The sequence below is a fragment of the Streptomyces ipomoeae 91-03 genome (assembly GCF_000317595.1).
Classification (GTDB): domain Bacteria; phylum Actinomycetota; class Actinomycetes; order Streptomycetales; family Streptomycetaceae; genus Streptomyces; species Streptomyces ipomoeae.
Window position 1 is genome coordinate 11,554 of sequence record NZ_AEJC01000607.1, and the last position, 15,818, is coordinate 27,371.

Annotated in this window: 12 protein-coding genes and 1 tRNA gene; 2 read left to right on the top strand and 11 right to left on the bottom strand. The window is 70.7% G+C overall.

The window, feature by feature from the left end; all coding sequences use genetic code 11:
- Window positions 1-45: 45 nt before the first annotated feature.
- Window positions 46-1,521, bottom strand: a complete 1,476-nt coding sequence (locus tag STRIP9103_RS38965) for an MFS transporter (RefSeq protein WP_048821779.1) — start codon at window positions 1,519-1,521, stop codon at window positions 46-48.
- Between the two features lie 221 nt (window positions 1,522-1,742).
- Here STRIP9103_RS38965 and STRIP9103_RS38970 point away from each other — a divergent pair.
- Window positions 1,743-1,814: transfer RNA gene (locus STRIP9103_RS38970), tRNA-Cys, on the top strand.
- A gap of 24 nt (window positions 1,815-1,838) precedes the next feature.
- On the opposite strand, the gene STRIP9103_RS38975 is transcribed toward STRIP9103_RS38970, so the two are convergent.
- The 10 genes from STRIP9103_RS38975 to STRIP9103_RS39020 form a co-directional block, all read right to left on the bottom strand.
- Complete coding sequence (locus tag STRIP9103_RS38975; RefSeq protein ID WP_100244099.1) at window positions 1,839-2,393, bottom strand: SUKH-4 family immunity protein; 555 nt, start codon at window positions 2,391-2,393, stop codon at window positions 1,839-1,841.
- 162 nt (window positions 2,394-2,555) lie between these two features.
- A complete protein-coding gene (locus STRIP9103_RS38980) occupies window positions 2,556-4,880 on the bottom strand; it encodes a xanthine dehydrogenase family protein molybdopterin-binding subunit (protein WP_009336830.1) in 2,325 nt (774 codons plus the stop codon).
- The gene (locus tag STRIP9103_RS38985; protein ID WP_009336826.1) at window positions 4,877-6,811 is read right to left on the bottom strand and encodes a 2Fe-2S iron-sulfur cluster-binding protein; all 1,935 of its coding nucleotides are present in this window, start codon (window positions 6,809-6,811) and stop codon (window positions 4,877-4,879) included. The genes STRIP9103_RS38980 and STRIP9103_RS38985 overlap by 4 nt, the downstream gene beginning before the upstream one ends.
- Window positions 6,808-7,701, bottom strand: a complete 894-nt coding sequence (locus tag STRIP9103_RS38990) for an FAD binding domain-containing protein (RefSeq protein WP_009336828.1) — start codon at window positions 7,699-7,701, stop codon at window positions 6,808-6,810. Before STRIP9103_RS38990 ends, STRIP9103_RS38985 begins: the two co-directional genes overlap by 4 nt.
- 281 nt (window positions 7,702-7,982) lie before the next feature.
- Window positions 7,983-9,644, bottom strand: coding sequence for a beta-N-acetylhexosaminidase (locus STRIP9103_RS38995; RefSeq protein WP_009336820.1), 1,662 nt, complete (start codon window positions 9,642-9,644; stop codon window positions 7,983-7,985).
- A 1-nt stretch (window position 9,645) separates the two neighbouring features.
- Window positions 9,646-10,488 (bottom strand): carbohydrate ABC transporter permease, encoded by an 843-nt coding sequence (locus tag STRIP9103_RS39000; RefSeq protein WP_048821780.1) that lies wholly within the window; start codon window positions 10,486-10,488, stop codon window positions 9,646-9,648.
- 32 nt (window positions 10,489-10,520) lie between these two features.
- A complete protein-coding gene (locus tag STRIP9103_RS39005; protein ID WP_086019378.1) occupies window positions 10,521-11,525 on the bottom strand; it encodes a carbohydrate ABC transporter permease in 1,005 nt (334 codons plus the stop codon).
- A gap of 26 nt (window positions 11,526-11,551) precedes the next feature.
- Window positions 11,552-12,853 carry an extracellular solute-binding protein gene (locus STRIP9103_RS39010; protein ID WP_009336829.1) on the bottom strand — a complete coding sequence of 434 codons (1,302 nt, stop codon included), beginning with the start codon at window positions 12,851-12,853 and terminating at the stop codon, window positions 11,552-11,554.
- A 296-nt stretch (window positions 12,854-13,149) separates the two neighbouring features.
- Window positions 13,150-13,434 (bottom strand): DUF3039 domain-containing protein, encoded by a 285-nt coding sequence (locus STRIP9103_RS39015; RefSeq protein WP_078614198.1) that lies wholly within the window; start codon window positions 13,432-13,434, stop codon window positions 13,150-13,152.
- A gap of 29 nt (window positions 13,435-13,463) precedes the next feature.
- Complete coding sequence (locus STRIP9103_RS39020; protein ID WP_009336827.1) at window positions 13,464-14,036, bottom strand: YqgE/AlgH family protein; 573 nt, start codon at window positions 14,034-14,036, stop codon at window positions 13,464-13,466.
- A gap of 311 nt (window positions 14,037-14,347) precedes the next feature.
- On the opposite strand from STRIP9103_RS39020, the gene murA reads away from it, so the two are divergent.
- On the top strand, window positions 14,348-15,694 hold the full coding sequence (murA, locus tag STRIP9103_RS39025) for a UDP-N-acetylglucosamine 1-carboxyvinyltransferase (RefSeq protein ID WP_009336823.1): 1,347 nt from the start codon (window positions 14,348-14,350) through the stop codon (window positions 15,692-15,694).
- The last annotated feature ends 124 nt before the right edge of the window (window positions 15,695-15,818 follow it).

Here is a 15,818-nt window from a genome sequence, read left to right on the forward strand (position 1 = left end):
CCAAAACGGTACCACGCACTGGGGTCAGATTGGTACCACTCTTCTCTACGAGACCCGCAACCGCGTAGTCACCCAAGCCCCCACCAACGCCACCCCCGCCATCGGCAGGAAAACGGCGGTGAAGGCGGCCGGGTGGGAACCGGTGCCGGAGGCGGTGGTGGCCGCATGGCCCACCGCGCCGCCGCCCAGCGCGGCGAACGCGGCACCGCCCGCCGCCAGCAGGAGCGCGTTGGAGAGGCCGTCGGATATCTGCAGGGCGGCGGAGTTGGCGCCGGCCTGTTCGGGGGCGGAGAGCTTGAGCAGCAGCACGCTGGTGGAGGAGATGACGAGCCCCATCCCGAAGCACCCGAAGGCCCACACCACCGCCACGGTCCACACCGGAACCGTCTCGATCAGCACACTCGGCACCACGGCGATCGCCACCGCGACCAACACCATCCCGAACGTCATCAACCGCTCCCGATACGGCTCCACCCTCGCCCGCGACTGCACCCACGACCCCAACGCCCACGTCCCCCCACTGGCCGCCAGCGAGAACCCGGCGAGCGTCGGCGTGAGTCCCCGCTCGGTGACCAGCATCAACGGCACGAACGCCTCCGCCCCGATGAACGCCCCCGCCGCCAACCCCCGCAACAACACCACGGACGGCAGACCCCGCACCGCCCGATACGTCCCCCGCGGCAACAGCCCGAGCACGGCCGGTACGAGCAGCGCCACCCCCGCCACCGCCGGGACGAGCGACCACCACCGCAGCCCCTGAGCCGCGTACTGCAACAACCCGGCCCCGAGCGAGATCCCGAAGGCGAGCCGAATCCGCCGCCGATCGAAGGAGGAGGCGGCCGACGACGCGCCGTCCCCCGCGCCCTCCTCACCGCCCACCGGACCCGACGCCCGCCGCCGTATCTGCGGCAACGCCAGCACCAGCGGGAGTACCACCAGCACCGGTATGCCCACGAACACCCAGCGCCAGCCCAGGTGTTCGGTCACGGCACCGGCGGCGAGCGGCCCGACCACGGTCGGCAGGATCCAGCTCGCCGCGAACGCCGCCATGATCGACGGCCGCAACCGCTCCGGATACGCCCGCCCCACCACCACATAGAGCGCGACGATCACCAGCCCGCCGCCGAGCCCCTGCACGGCCCGCCCGAGCACGAACAGCCGCATGGCCCCGGCCGTCCCCGACAGCAGCAACCCGACCCCGAAGGCGGCGATCCCCGTGGTCAACGACCCCAGCGGCCCCCGCCGATCCGACCACTGCCCGGCCAGCACCATCCCGAACAGACTCGTCGTGAAGTACACCGAGAACGCGAACCCATAGGCCGAGATCCCGTCCAACTCCCGCGCCGCGACCGGCATGGCCGTCCCGACCGCCGAAGCCTCGAACGCGATCAACAGCACGACGGAGACGATCCCGACACTGAGCGCCCGATACGAACGCCCCAGAACCCCCTCTTCCTCGGCGACGACTGACAGATCGGGTTCATGCGCGACATCCGCGTCACGCGGTCTCGGAGCGGCCATGCCCACCACCGTAAGGTGCACCACTGGCATTGGCCCCTGTCCCAGGTCCCCCACCACCTGAGACCTTGGTCGTACGACCGCCCGCCCTCCCCCGCTCGGGCCCACTTCATGAACGGCGTATGGCAGTCCCATTGCAGCCCGCCGGCTTCCCTTGAGCCCCCATCCGAGCCCCGCTTACGGTCTACACATCGAGTTCGGAGCAGCCACATCGCTCCCAACCCGGCCGTGTGCCCGAGTGGTTCAGGGACTCGCCTGCAAAGCGAGGTACGTGGGTTCGAATCCCGCCACGGCCTCCCTGTCCCGGACGTGGCCGACCGTCACCAGGCGGTCGGCCACTCCCCGTTCTCCCCCTGCTCCCTGCGCTCCCTGTGGAGGAGCCACAGCGAGAACGCGAGGGTGGAGATGTCGGCGTTGAGGGGGCAGAGGGTGGACTCGGCCTCGCTCCAGTTGAGGATCGCGCCCGTCGTGCCGTCGACCACCAGGCTGTCGCCCTCGACGAAGTGGCCCAGGCGTATCAAGTGGGTGGCGCCGGCGGGGAGTCGGTCGGGGGTGAACCGGTCCGGGCGCTCGTTCGCGTAGTGCTCGGCGAGGGTCTGGAGCGGGATGTCCGTGTCGAGGTGGAAGAAGGCGTGCTCCTCGGGCAGGCCCATGTCCCGCAGGAAGCGGCGGGTCGGCTCGTGGATGAGCGTGGCCGGGAAGTCGAAGTCCTCGAAGCGCCACACCTTGCTCTGGCCGAACTCCTCGTCCAGCAGCCGGGCGGGCAGGTCGAGCGTCAGCCCCGACTGTGTGACCGGCCCCCCGGTCAGTTCGGCGAGATCCGTCAGGTCGTTCAGGTCCGTCAGGCCCATGGTTCCCATCGTCATCGTGCTCATGGCTCCCCCAAGCTCCCCGGCACATGGTCCGCGACGTGTTCGCCGCGTGCGTCCCCCAGCGGAGATGCCTCACCGCTCAGCGGTCGTCCCCACTGCCAAGAACCATACGCCGCCCCACTGACAACGCCCGGATCACCCACGAACACGCAGGTCAGAGGCCCCTCACGCCCCGGTCACCACCGCCGCCTGCGGCCGGATCGGCAGGCGGTTCACGGGGCGCCCCGTGGCTGCCCGTACCGCCGACGCGATGGCCGCCGGAGAGGTGACCACCGGCACCGCGCTCGCCGCCTTCGCACCGAAGGGCGCGACGACGTCCCGTTCCTCCACCAGCTTGACGATCCGGATGTCGGGGGCGTCGAGGGCGGTGGGCAGGGCGTAGCCGGTCAGGTCGGGGTGGCGGACCAGGCCGCGGGGGGTGCGGAGGTTCTCGGTCAGCGCGACACCGACTCCCTGCGTGACGCCCGCCTCGATGCGCGCGGCGAGCTGCGCCGGGTTGAGGACCCGGCCCACGTCCTGGGCGACCGCCAGCTCGACGACCCGCACGGAGCCGAGTTCGATGTCGACGTCGACGACCGCGCGGATCGCGCAGAAGGCCATGCCCACGAACGCGTCGCCCTGGCCGGCGCCGTCGAGCGGCTCGGTCGGGTGGGGGCGGCACTGGGCCGTGGCCCACAGTTCCTTGCCGTCCAGCGCCTCGGCGACGGTGGTGGACAGAACACCGTCGTACGAGGTGATCTTGCCGTCGGTGATCTGCAGGAGTTCCGTGGACATCCCGAACTTGTGCGCGAGCGGCTGCAGCAACTGCGTGCGGACCATCTTCGCCGCTCGTTCCACCGCGCCGCCGGACACCCAGGTGTGGCGGCCTCGGCAGCCCGCGCCCGCAGGCGGCTGGTCGGTGTCGACCTGGGCGATGTGGACCTCTTCGATGCCGAGGGTCTCCTGGACGATCTGCCGGGCGAGGGTGGAGAAGCCCTGGCCGGTGTCCACGGCCGCGCACAGGACGGTCGCGATGCCGTCGTGGACCTTCACGGTGGCCGTCGAGACCTCGTCCGCGCCCTCGGCGCCGAGCATGTGCACCATGCCAAGGCCGTAGCCGACGCCACGCCGGACCGCACCCGGCTCGCCCGCGCCCTCGGGGCCGCCGGGTAGCAGCCACTCCTCCTCGGGGGTGTCCTTCGGCAGTGCGGGAAGCGGGAACTCCTGTACGGCCTGGAGGAGTTCGGCGACCGGGGCCGGGCAGGTCACGGACTGGCCCGTCGGCAGCACGTCGCCCGTGGACATCACATTGCGCATGCGCAGTTCCGCCGGGTCGAGGCCCAGCTTCTTCGCCAGCTTGTCCATCTGGGCCTCGTACGCGGCGCACACCTGCATGGCGCCCTCGCCGCGGACGTGCCCGGAGGGCGGGTTGTTGGTGCGTACGGCCCAGCCCTCGATGAAGGCGTTGGGGACGACGTACGGGCCGCAGGCGAACGACACCGCCGCCGCCAGCGCCTCGGACGACGTGTCGGCGTACGCGCCCGCGTCCAGCAGGATCTGGGCCTCGACCTTGACCAGCTTGCCCTCGGCGTCCGCGTGGTGGCGGTACCTCAGCAGGGTGGGATGCCGGTGGGCGTGGCCCAGGAAGGACTCCTCGCGGGTCGCGGTGAGCTTGACCGGGCAGCCGGTCTTCAGGGCCAGCAGGCCGAGCGGGAGTTGGAAGCCCTGGTCCTCGCGGTCGGCGGTGGCGCCGGGGACACCGGTGACGACGATCTTGACGCGGTCGGGTGCCAGGCCGTAGCAGGCGGCGGCGGTGTCGCGGTCGGTGTGCGGGTCGGTGGAGGCCAGATACAGCTCGACGCCGCCGTCGGGGCGGGGCACGGCGAGACCGGCCTCGGCGCCGATGGGGGCGGGGTCCTGACGGCCGATGCGGTACTGGCCCTCGACGACGATCTCGCCGGACGCGTTCGGGTCGCCGTGGCGCAGCGGGATGTGCCGGATCAGGTTGCCGTCGGGGTGCAGGGGCTCGGCCTCGAAGGCCTGCTCCGGGTCGATCACCGGGTCGAGTACCTCGTACTCGACGATGACGGCGGCGGCGGCCATCCGCGCGGTGTCCGGGTGGTCGGCGGCGACGGCCGCGATGGGCTCGCCGTGGTGGCGTACGACCTCGGAGGCGAAGACGGGACGGTCGATCTTGCCGCGGCCGTGCAACGGGGTACCCGGCACGTCCTCATGGGTGATGACGGCCCGTACGCCGGGCATCTCGCGCGCGTGGGACGTGTCGATGGACACGATGCGCGCGTGCGCGTGCGGGGAACGCAGCACGGCGGCCCACAGCAGGCCCTCGGCCCACAGGTCGGCCGCGTACGGGAAGGTGCCCTCGGACTTGGCGCGGGCGTCGGCGGACGGCAGGGACGCCCCGAGACCGTGCGGCAGTGACTCGGGGGCGGGTGCGGCCTCCCCCGGGGCCGCTGGGGCCGCGGGGGTCGCGGTGGCGGCTTCGTTGCTCACGCCTGGCCTCCGTCCTGACCGAACGACTGATCCTGACCGCCGAATGACTGACCTTGGCCGCCGTACGTGTCGTCGTGACCGACGAACTGCTGACCTTGACCGCCGTAGCTGTCGTCCTGGGCCACGAACTGCTGACCTTGACCGCCGTAGCTGTCGTCCTGGCCCGCGAACTGCTGGCCCTGGCCGCCATAGGTGTCGTCGTGGCCCGCGAACTGCTGGCCCTGGCCGCCGTAGCTGTCGTCCGAGCCGACGAACGACTGCCCCTGACCGCCGTAGGTGTCGTTCTGGCCCACGAACGTCTGCCCCTGACCGCCGTATGTGTCGCCCTGACCGGCGGCGAAGGACAGGCCCTGGCCGCCGTACGACTGGTCGGCGTCGTGCGGGCCGGTGGCCTGTGGGGCTCCCTGGGAGTCGTACGCCGCCGGGTTGACGCCGCCCTCGCCGGGGCCCGCCTGGTGCGGGATGCGGGCCTCCTCGGCGTCCGTGTCGTTCTCGGCGGTGGTGTGCGCCTTGCGTTCGGCGACGACCTCGCGCACGGCCTCCAGGACTCCTCGGTAGCCGGAGCAGCGGCAGAGGTTGCCGCAGAGCGCCTGGCGGGCCTCCAGCTCGGTGGGGGCGGGGTTGCCCTCCAGCAGGTCGTGCACGGTCATGGCCATGCCGGGGATGCAGAAACCGCACTGCACGGCGCCGCACCGGGCGAGCGCCCGCTGCACGTCGGAGGGCTGACCGTCGGTGGCCAGGCCCTCGACGGTGCGCACCTCGCTGCTCGCGGCGGTGACGGCGGGCACCAGGCAGGACGCCACGAGGCGGCCGTCGACCTGCACGTTGCACGCGCCGCACTCGCCCTGTGAGCAGCCATCCTTGGCGCCCGCGAGGCCGAGCCGCTCGCGCAGCACGTAGAGCAGCGATTCGCCGATCCAGGCGTCGGTGACGGGCCGGTCGGTGCCGTTGACGCTGAGGACGTACGAGGCGAGGGGGTGGTCGTCGTGCGGGGGCGGGGCGGGCTCGTCGGCGGCGGGGGCGGCCGGGGCCGGTTCGGCACCCGCCTCCTCCTCCGGTCCGGCCGCCTCGGTCCCCTCGGTGGCGGAAGGCGCGTCGGACTCGGGCGCGTCGGCGTCAGCGGCCGTCTCGGGCCGCTCGCCCGTCTCCTCCGGCTCGGCAGTCTCCGGGTCGCCCTGCGCGACCGGCTCCGAGGGCTCCTGGGCGGCCTCGGGGGCCTTCCCGGCGTCCTCGTGGCCCGGGTCGGCGTACGGCTCGCCAGAGGGCGACTCAGGGGTCTCGGCGTGCTCGGCGGAGCGCTCGGCGGGGGGCGGCGCGGTCCATGCCGTGCCGATCTGCTCGGGCGCCGGAGTCAGCGAGGTCTGCGGGGCCGGTGAAGGCGTCGAGGTCGTCGCCCAGGGCGCGGGAGCGCCGCCGGGGAGCGTGGCGGGCGGGGTGCCGCCCCACTGCTCGACCAGAGCCGAGGCGCTGAACTCACCGGATTCGTCCGGAAGTTCACCACCGGCGACCGGAATCGACCACTCGCCGGTCACATCATGACCGGGAGCGGTGGTCTGCTCGGCGTCCTGCGCGGCAGGCTCCTCGAAGCTCCACTGCCCGGTCGCCCCCGGGTTGTAGGTGAACCCGTGCTGCGTCGCGGGCTGCGGCTGCCCGGCGTTCGGGTCGTGCCACTCGGCACCGCCGGCGGGCATCGCCCAGTGGCCGGTGCCGGACTGGTCGGCACCGCCGCCGGCCGGGTTGGCCGCTATGGGCGGCGGCACATAGCCGTGGCCGGGCGCGGCGAGCGGGCTGTCGGCGGCGAGGAGCGCGTCGATGCCCCCTTCGGGGAGCTGTACGAAGGTGGTGGCGCCGTCGTCGTAGTCCCCTTGGGGCAGCCGCTCCCAGCCTCCCTGGCCGCTCGGCGGGGTGCCCTCGTGCTGGTCGTCGGTCACGACAGTGCCCTCCCCAGTGCTCGTCGGGCCAGCGCGGCGACGGTGCGCCGCAGATGCAGTACGGCGGGCGGAAGCGGTGGTACGGAGCCGTCGACCTCGGGGGCCGGGTCGGGGATGCAGGCGGCGGCGACGTACTCGCCGAAGGCCTGCAGCGCCTCGGGGACGAGGGTGCGCTCGCCGTCCCAGTCGATCAGCCCGGCGACCCAGGCCTCGGCGTCCAGGGGGCGCAGCGGCATGGGCGCTATGGCTCCCACGGCGCACCGCACTCCGCGCCGGGCGGGGTCGAGGACGAGGGCGACGGAGGCTGCCGCGCGGCCGGGGCCGGTGCGACCGGTGGCCTTCAGGAAGACCTGGGGCGCGTGCAGCAGCGGCACGCGCACGTACCCGATGAGTTCGCCGGGGCGCAGCATCTCCATGTGGGCCAGCAGATGCGAGACGGGCACCTCACGGCGGGCCCCGCCCGGGCCCGCGATGATCAGCGTGGCCTCCAGGGCGGCCAGTACGGGCAGCGCGTCCCCCGTGGGGGCGGCCGTCGCGATGTTGCCGCCCAGGGTGCCCGCGTTGCGGATCTGCGGCGGTCCGGCGGCGCGCGCGGCGGCGGCGAGCGCCGGAATGAGCGCCGCGAAATCCGGGCGTCCCATCCGCGCGTGCGTCAGTCCGGCGCCGAGCAGGGCGTGTCCGTCCTGGTACTGCCAGCCGCGGATCTCGCTGATCCTGCCGAGCCCGACCAGCGCGGCGGGCCTGAGCTGCCCGGAGTTGACCGCGGCCATGAGATCCGTGCCGCCCGCCACCGGAACCGCCCAGGGCATGGCGGCGAGTGCCGCCACGGCCTCGTCGAGCGAGCCGGGCAGGGTCACGGCCTGCGCCGCCTGCGGTGCGTGCGTGGTCAAACCGGCTGCCCCTTCCCGCTGCCCCACCTGGTCCGCCTTGTGTTGCCGTACGGTACGTGCTGACAGGGCGGACGTGGCAACTCTGGCACATTCTCGCGAGGCCCGAACGCAGGGGTCCGCTAGGAGGCATTCGCCCTCGTCACCCCAGGGATGGTCCGTTTTGCCATGACATCACCAATGGGCGCGAATTGACACCGTTCCGTAACTCTTGTGCATCTTGCCCCCTGCGGGGCGACCGTCACAAGGGACGCGCTCCAGGGCGTACGGGCACCCGGGCGCGCTCACACGTTCGGGGGTGCCCCCTCGATCGGGCGTCCGAGCACCCCGGGCCGCCGCTGCCACGGACGCGGCCCGCCGGGCGGCCGATAACCGACCCCCAGGGCGTCAAGTCGCGCGTAGTGGGCCGTCATCCGGCGCTCGAAGTCCGCGAAGTCCCGCTCGGCGGGGGCCGGCAGATCGCTCCAGGCCACCTCGGCGAAGGCCGCGAGGCGCGGGAACGTCTGGTAGTCCACGCGCGCGGGGTCCTCCATCACCTCGGTCCACACATTGGCCTGGGTGCCCAGTACGTGCCGCGCCTCCTCGGGCGTCAACTCAAGGGGAACCGGCTCGAACCGGAAGACATCCTCCAGGGTGCGCACATAGCCGATCGGCACCGGCTCGTCCGGTCCGCCGTCCTGACGGTGGTCCAGGTACACCTGCTGCTCGGGGCACATGACCACGTCGTGACCCGCGCGGGCGGCGGTGACACCGCCGGCGTAGCCCCGCCAGGACGACACGGCGGCCCCCGGCGCGAGCCCGCCCTCCAGGATCTCGTCCCATCCGATCAGGCGACGCCCACGCGCCGTCAGCCAGTTGTCGAAGTGCCGGATGAACCACGACTGCAACGCGTCCTCGTCGGCGAGCCCCAGCTCCGCGATGCGCGCCTGCGCGGTGGCCGACGCCTTCCACTGCTCCTTGGCGCACTCGTCACCGCCGATGTGCACAAACCTTGAGAACGCCGAGAACGGCGCGGCGTCGGCCGGAAACAACTCCAGGACTTCCTCGAAGACCCCCTCGTAGAAGCGCAGGGTGTTGTCAGTGGGGGCGAGTACGTTTTGGGAGATGCCCCAGGTGTCCCAGACGGTGAGGGAGGTCGTGTCGATGACATCGGTGTTGCCGAGTTCCGGATACGCGGCGATGGCGGCCTGGCTGTGTCCCGGGATGTCGATCTCGGGGATCACGCTGATATGCCGCTCGGCCGCGTAGGCGACGATCTCGCGGATGTCGTCCTTGGTGTAGTAACCCCCGTGCGGCTTCTCCTCCCACAGGGGTGACGCGCGATGGCCGAATTTCGTGCGCGCCCGCCATGAGCCGACCTCCGTCAGCCTCGGGTGACGCTCGATCTCGATCCGCCAGCCCTGGTCGTCCGTCAAGTGGAAGTGGAGGACGTTGAGTTTGTGCGCGGCCATCAGATCCAGATAGCGCAGCACCTGGTCCTTGGGCAGGAAGTGCCGGGCGACGTCGAGCATGAGGCCGCGCCAGGGAAAGCGGGGGGAGTCCTCGACGGTGACCTCGGGGAGGTCCCAGTCCTGCCCCGGCCGCAGCGGAGCCCGGCGGAAGGCGTCCGGGCCGAGCAGTTGCCGGAAGGTCTGCGCGCCCCAGAAGACGCCGGCCGCGCTGCCGCCCCGGATCAGGTGGTCGGCGGCGCCGAGGACGACGCGATAGCCCTCGGGAGGCAGCTCAGGGTCGATGCTCAGCGCCAGGCGGTACGCGAAGTCGCCGCCCTCCGGCAGGGGGTACCCGGTCGCCGCGCCGACCGTCGCCCGCAGCCAGCGCGCGACGTCCTCGGTGCCGGGCCCCACCTCCAGCCGGGTCTCCTCGTCCAGGCGCCCGTAGCCGGGCCAGCTCCAGAAGATGCGCCGCGGCGCCGGAATCAGTTCCGTTCCCGTCACGTCATTCGTCACATCAGTCCTTAACCGCTCCGCCCAGTCCGGAGACCAGTCGTCGCTGTACGAGTACGAAGAAGATCAACACCGGAATGGTCATCACCGTGGACGCCGCCATCACACCGCCCCAGTCCGGCTCCTCGGGCTTGTAGAACACCAGGAGTGCCATCGGCAGGGTCGACTGGGAGGTGTCGCTGATGATGAAGGACTTGGCGAACAGGAAGTCGTTCCAGGCCGAGATGAAGGAGAAGACACTGGTGGCCACCAGCCCCGGGAGGACCAGCGGGAAAAGGATCTGCCACAGGAATCGCGAACGGCTCGCCCCGTCGAGGTACGCGGCCTCCTCCAGGGCCTCCGGTACGGCCTTCACAAAGCCCCTGAGCATCCAGATCGCGAAGGGCAGCGAGAAGGCGATGTGCGGCAGGATCAGCGAGCCCAGGGTGTTGAGTTGACCGAAGTCCCGCATCAGGAAGAACAGGGGAATGGTCAGCGCCTCCACGGGCACCATCTGGGCGATCAGAAACATGATCAACAGGGTGGTGCGGAAACGGAAGCGGAATCGGGTCACGGCCGTCGCCGCGAGAAACGCGATCAGCGCCGAGGCGATCACCACCGCGCAGGCGACGACGAGGCTGTTGACGAAGTAGCGGCCGAATTCCTGCTGTCCGAAGACCCGTCGGAAGGAATCCAGGGTCGGCGCGAGGGTCCAGGGCCGGGGCTCACCGGACTCGATCTCCCCCGCCGGTTTGACGGCGCCGAGCACCATCCAGTAAAGGGGGAACGCCACCACGGCCGCGATGACCAGGGCGGATGCCTCCGCGGCGAGCCGCCAGGGCCGACGCACCGAACGCACGGAACGCACGGAACGCACCGAACTCAGCGATCCCAACGAATTCACAGCTCCTCCCCCTGTCTGCGGAGCAGCCGCAAATAGACCAGGGTGATCACCAGCAGAATCAGCAGCATCACCACGCCGATCGCCGAGCCGAGGCTGTACTGGGAGGACGCGAACGCCTTCTGGTAGGCGTAGACGTTCAGTACGAGGTTCTGCCGGGCGATACCGCCGCCGTTCGTCATCACATAGATCTGGGTGAAGATCTTGAAGTCCCAGATGACCGACTGAATGGTGACGACGACGAGGATCGGCCGGAGCATCGGCGCGAGCACCGACCGCCAGATCCGCCACTGCGAGGCCCCGTCCAGCGCGGCGGCCTCCAGCGCCTCACCCGGTACGGCGCGGATGCCCGCGTAGACCGTCACCATCACGAACGGGAAGGAGCACCACACCACTTCGAGCAGCACGAGGAAGAACGCGCTGTACCGCCCGTACGTCCAGGAGTGGTCCCCGAGCCCGAGAATCCGGTTGACGGGCCCGAAGTCGGGGTCGAAGAGCAGCAACCAGACGGTGGACCCGGTGACCGCCGGGGTGGCCCAGGCCCCCAGCGCCGCCAGCATCAGCGCGAGCCGCGGCAGAGCCCGCACCCGCGTCAGCAACACGGCCAGCGCACACCCGACGGCCAGGGTGGACACGACACACCCTGCCGCGAACAACACCGTGGCCAGCAGCACCCGCCAGAACTCGGAGTCCCCGAACAGCTCCGCGTAGTTGGCGAACCCCTGGAAGCGGGTCGGCCGGCCGCCGCTGACCTGAGCCTGGGTGTACTCCAGGAACGAGATCAGCCCGAGCTGGTAGACGGGGTAGACGAGCAGCCCGCCGAGGACGACGAGAGCGGGGGCGAGATAGAGCCAGGGAGTCCAGCCACCCCGAAAGGGGCGCGGGGCCGTGGTGGATGTGCGGCTACCGCCGCGTGGGCGCGACGAGCCACGACCGACCCGCAGTCGCCCACGCTCCCCGCCCCCCACCCCATCGGGCGCCGCCCCACCGCCCCCCGCCTTCATCGGAACGGCGCCCTCGGCCACCGGCTTCACCCGACGGAGCCGAACACGTCATTCATCCGCCGTGCCGCGTCCTTGGACGCGGCAGCCACGTCCTTCTTGCCGCTGACGATCTCCTGGAACATCGTCGGCAGCACGAGCGACGCGTCGATCTGGGCCCACGCAGGCGACACGGGCACGAATTTCGTCCCCGACGACAGGGTCTTCACGAACGGCTCGATGAACGGCTCCTTCCTCGCCGCCTCGGTCCGTACGTCGGTGTACGTCGGCAGGAAGCCCATCGCGTCGAAGAGTTCGCTCTGTGTCTCCTTGGACGCCAGCCGCTTCATCAGGTCGACGGCGAGGGTGCGGTGCGTGGTGCTGTTCAGTACGCCGATGTTGTTGCCGCCCGCGAACGCCGGTGCGACCGAGCCGGATTCGACGCCCGGCAGCGGTACGACCGCGTACTCGCCCTTGACCTTGCCGGCCTCGATGGCCGCGTGGCTGAAGTCGCCGCCGATCGCCATGCCGGCCTTGCCGGAGGCGAACGCGGTGACGGTGTCGTTGCCGCCCATGCCCGCGCACTTGGCGGCCGGGCAGTTGTCGTCGCCGAAGAGCGAGGTGTAGGCCTTGATGCCCTTCTGGGCGGCGGCGCTGTCGATGGTCGCGGCGTACGAGCCGCCCTTGCCCTCGGCTATCTCGCCGCCGTTGGCCCAGACGAACGGCATCGCGCCGTATGTGTAGGCGCCGCCGACGACGAGCCCGTACAGATCCGGCCTGGCGGCACGGATCCGCTTGGCGGTGTCGGTCAGCTCGTCCAGGGACTTCGGGGGTTCGAGGCCGAGATCCTCGAAGACGTCGGTGCGGTAGTACAGCGCGCGCACGCCCACGAAGAAGGGCGCCCCGTAGATCTTCCCGTCGACGGTCACGGAGGTCTTCGCGGTCGGGTCGGAGTCCTTGGACTCGGACCACTCGTGGAACTCCTCGGTGACGTCGGCGAGTCCGCCGTCCTTCACATAGCCGGCCGTGTCCGTGTTGCCGTACTCGATCAGGTCCGGGGCGCTCTTCGGATCGTTGAAGGCGGCCTTGATGCGCTGGGCGCGCGTCTCCACGGGGATGTACTCGACCTTCACCTCGGCGCCGTCGTGCGCCTTCTCGAAGGCCGCGACCACCTTGTCGACGACCTTCTCCTTCGGCTCGTTGCTCACCTCCTGGAAGAGCCAGACCCGGAGCGTGCCGGTCTGCTCGTCCTCCTTCGCGGAGGAGTTGTCGGAGGTCTGGGGAGCACAGGCGCTCAGCCCCGCGAGAGTCAGGGCGGCCATGGGTGCGAGGAGTCTGGCGGCGAGTTTCATGGAACGGGTTCCTCCGGTGGGGGGAGCGGAGCCGTCACGGCAGGGCAGCGTTGCACTCTCTGCAACGAGCGTTTTGCTCTCTACAACACACGGAGGCTAGGGAGTACATGAACATGCCCACAAGAGGTCTCAACCACCTTGTGATCCCGAGAAGCGTTCTGTGCAACGCGGGCAGCGCCTTGGAGCTCGGGTGACAGGGGTCGCTTTCAAGGGGCGCCCGGCCCGGCGGCGCGGCCCCGGGGCACAACAAGACCGCGGTACCCGCTCAGTGGCACCGCGGTCATGTGAACCGACGGCTACTTCTTGCCGCCGCCGTCGTTGTCGTCCCCACCCGACCCCAGGGACTCGAAGATCTCCTTGCACATGGGGCACACGGGGTACTTCTTCGGGTCGCGGCCAGGGACCCACACCTTGCCGCACAACGCCACGACGGGCGTGCCGTCGAGGGCGCTCGCCATGATCTTGTCCTTCTGGACGTAGTGGGCGAAGCGCTCGTGGTCTCCGTCGCCGTGCGACACCTGTGGCGTCGGCTCTACGAGGGTCCCCGTACCAGTACCGCGCTCGGGCTCAAGAGTGCTCATGACGCCAAGGGTACTGAAGCTCACAGGCATCAGTTGAGCGAAGGGTCGTCCGGGTACGTGGCCACCATCGCCAGCTCGTTGCGCTGGCGGCGCAGGACCTCGCGCCAGAGCCTTTCCGGGGAGGGCGAGGAGACGTCTCCCGGCTCGGACTCGACGACGTACCAGGCCCCCTCGACCAGCTCGTCCTCCAACTGGCCGGGCCCCCAGCCCGCGTACCCGGCGAAGATTCTCAGCGATCCCAGCGCGGAGGCGAGCAGTTCCGGTGGGGCCTCCAGATCGACGAGGCCGATGGCGCCGTGGACGCGCCGCCAGCCGAGCGGGGCCCGGTCCACGGAGCCGCCGCCCGGTATGACGGCGACGCCGAGCGCGGAGTCCAGGGACACCGGGCCGCCCTGGAAGATGACACCGGGCTCACCGGCGAGCGCCGCCCAGCCCTCCAGGATGTCGCCGACGTCCACTGGGGTGGGGCGGTTGAGGACCACCCCGAGTGAGCCCTTCTCGTCGTGGTCGAGGAGCAGCACCACAGCGCGGTCGAAGTTCGGGTCCGCCAGGGCGGGTGTGGCCACGAGCAGCCGCCCTGTGAGCGAGGACACCTCGGTCATGCCAGACATGATCCCGCATCCTGCCCGCGCGCGGGGAGCCAATCCGCGTAGCGACGTGAACGCAGCTCACGACGCATGTGAGCAAGCGGGGCGCAACAGCCGTGTCGGTGACCCCATGTGCCCGGCGGTGAACGGTTCGTGTTGTGGCGAACCCATGACGTGGCTGAGAAGTACTTGGGCTTACGGAAGGGGGGTAGGCGGCGATTACGCTTGCTCTCCGGCTCCGCCGTATCGGCCCCCTCACAAAGGGTCGGCCGGATGGCCCCCCACGCCGAAAAGACCTCTGCCCAACTCCACGGAACGCGAGATTCATGACCGTCAACGGCTCTGACGACGTACTGCTTGTACACGGCGGCACCCCGCTCAGTGGCGAGATCCGTGTCCGCGGTGCGAAGAACCTCGTACCCAAGGCCATGGTCGCCGCGCTGCTCGGCAGCGGTCCGAGCCGGCTGCGCAACGTCCCCGACATCCGAGATGTGCGGGTCGTGCGCGGGCTGCTCCAACTGCACGGCGTAACGGTCCGCCCCGGTGACGAGCCGGGCGAGCTGGTGATGGACCCGACGAACGTCGAGAGCGCGAACGTCGCCGACATCGACGCCCACGCCGGGTCGAGCCGCATCCCGATCCTCTTCTGCGGTCCTCTTCTCCACCGCCTCGGCCACGCCTTCATCCCCGGTCTCGGCGGCTGCGACATCGGCGGCCGGCCGATCGACTTCCACTTCGAGGTGCTGCGGCAGTTCGGCGCGAAGATCGAGAAACGGGCGGACGGGCAGTATCTGGAGGCGCCGCGGCGGCTGCGCGGCACCAAGATCCGGCTGCCGTACCCGTCGGTGGGCGCGACCGAGCAGGTGCTGCTCACGGCCGTCCTCGCCGAGGGTGTGACGGAGCTCTCGAACGCGGCGATCGAGCCGGAGATCGAGGACCTCATCTGCGTCCTGCAGAAGATGGGCGCCATCATCGCGATGGACACCGACCGCACGATCCGCATCACCGGTGTGGACTCGCTCGGCGGCTACAACCACAAGGCGCTCCCGGACCGCCTGGAGGCCGCCTCCTGGGCCTCCGCCGCGCTGGCCACCGAGGGCGACATCTACGTCCGCGGCGCCCAGCAGCGCTCGATGATGACGTTCCTGAACACCTACCGGAAGGTGGGGGGCGCCTTCGAGATCGACGACGAGGGCATCCGCTTCTGGCACCCCGGCGGCCAGCTGAAGTCGATCGCCCTGGAGACGGACGTCCACCCCGGCTTCCAGACCGACTGGCAGCAGCCCCTGGTCGTCGCCCTGACCCAGGCCACCGGCCTCTCGATCATCCACGAGACGGTCTACGAGTCCCGGCTGGGCTTCACCTCGGCCCTGAACCAGATGGGCGCCCACATCCAGCTCTACCGCGAGTGCCTCGGCGGCTCCGACTGCCGCTTCGGCCAGCGCAACTTCCTGCACTCCGCGGTCGTCTCCGGCCCCACCAAGCTCCAGGGCGCCGACCTGGTCATCCCCGACCTCCGCGGCGGCTTCTCCTACCTGATCGCCGCCCTCGCGGCCCAGGGCACCTCCCGAGTCCACGGCATCGACCTGATCAACCGCGGCTACGAGAACTTCATGGAGAAGCTGATGGAACTGGGCGCGAAGGTCGAACTGCCCGGGAAAGCCCTCGGCTGACACCAACCGCCTCACCACCGCCCCCGGACAGACACAGCATGGAGAAGCTGATGGAACTGGGAGCGAAGGTGGAGCCGCCGGGCAAGGCGCTGAGCCGGCACCCGCGGGCACAAGAACGATGGGG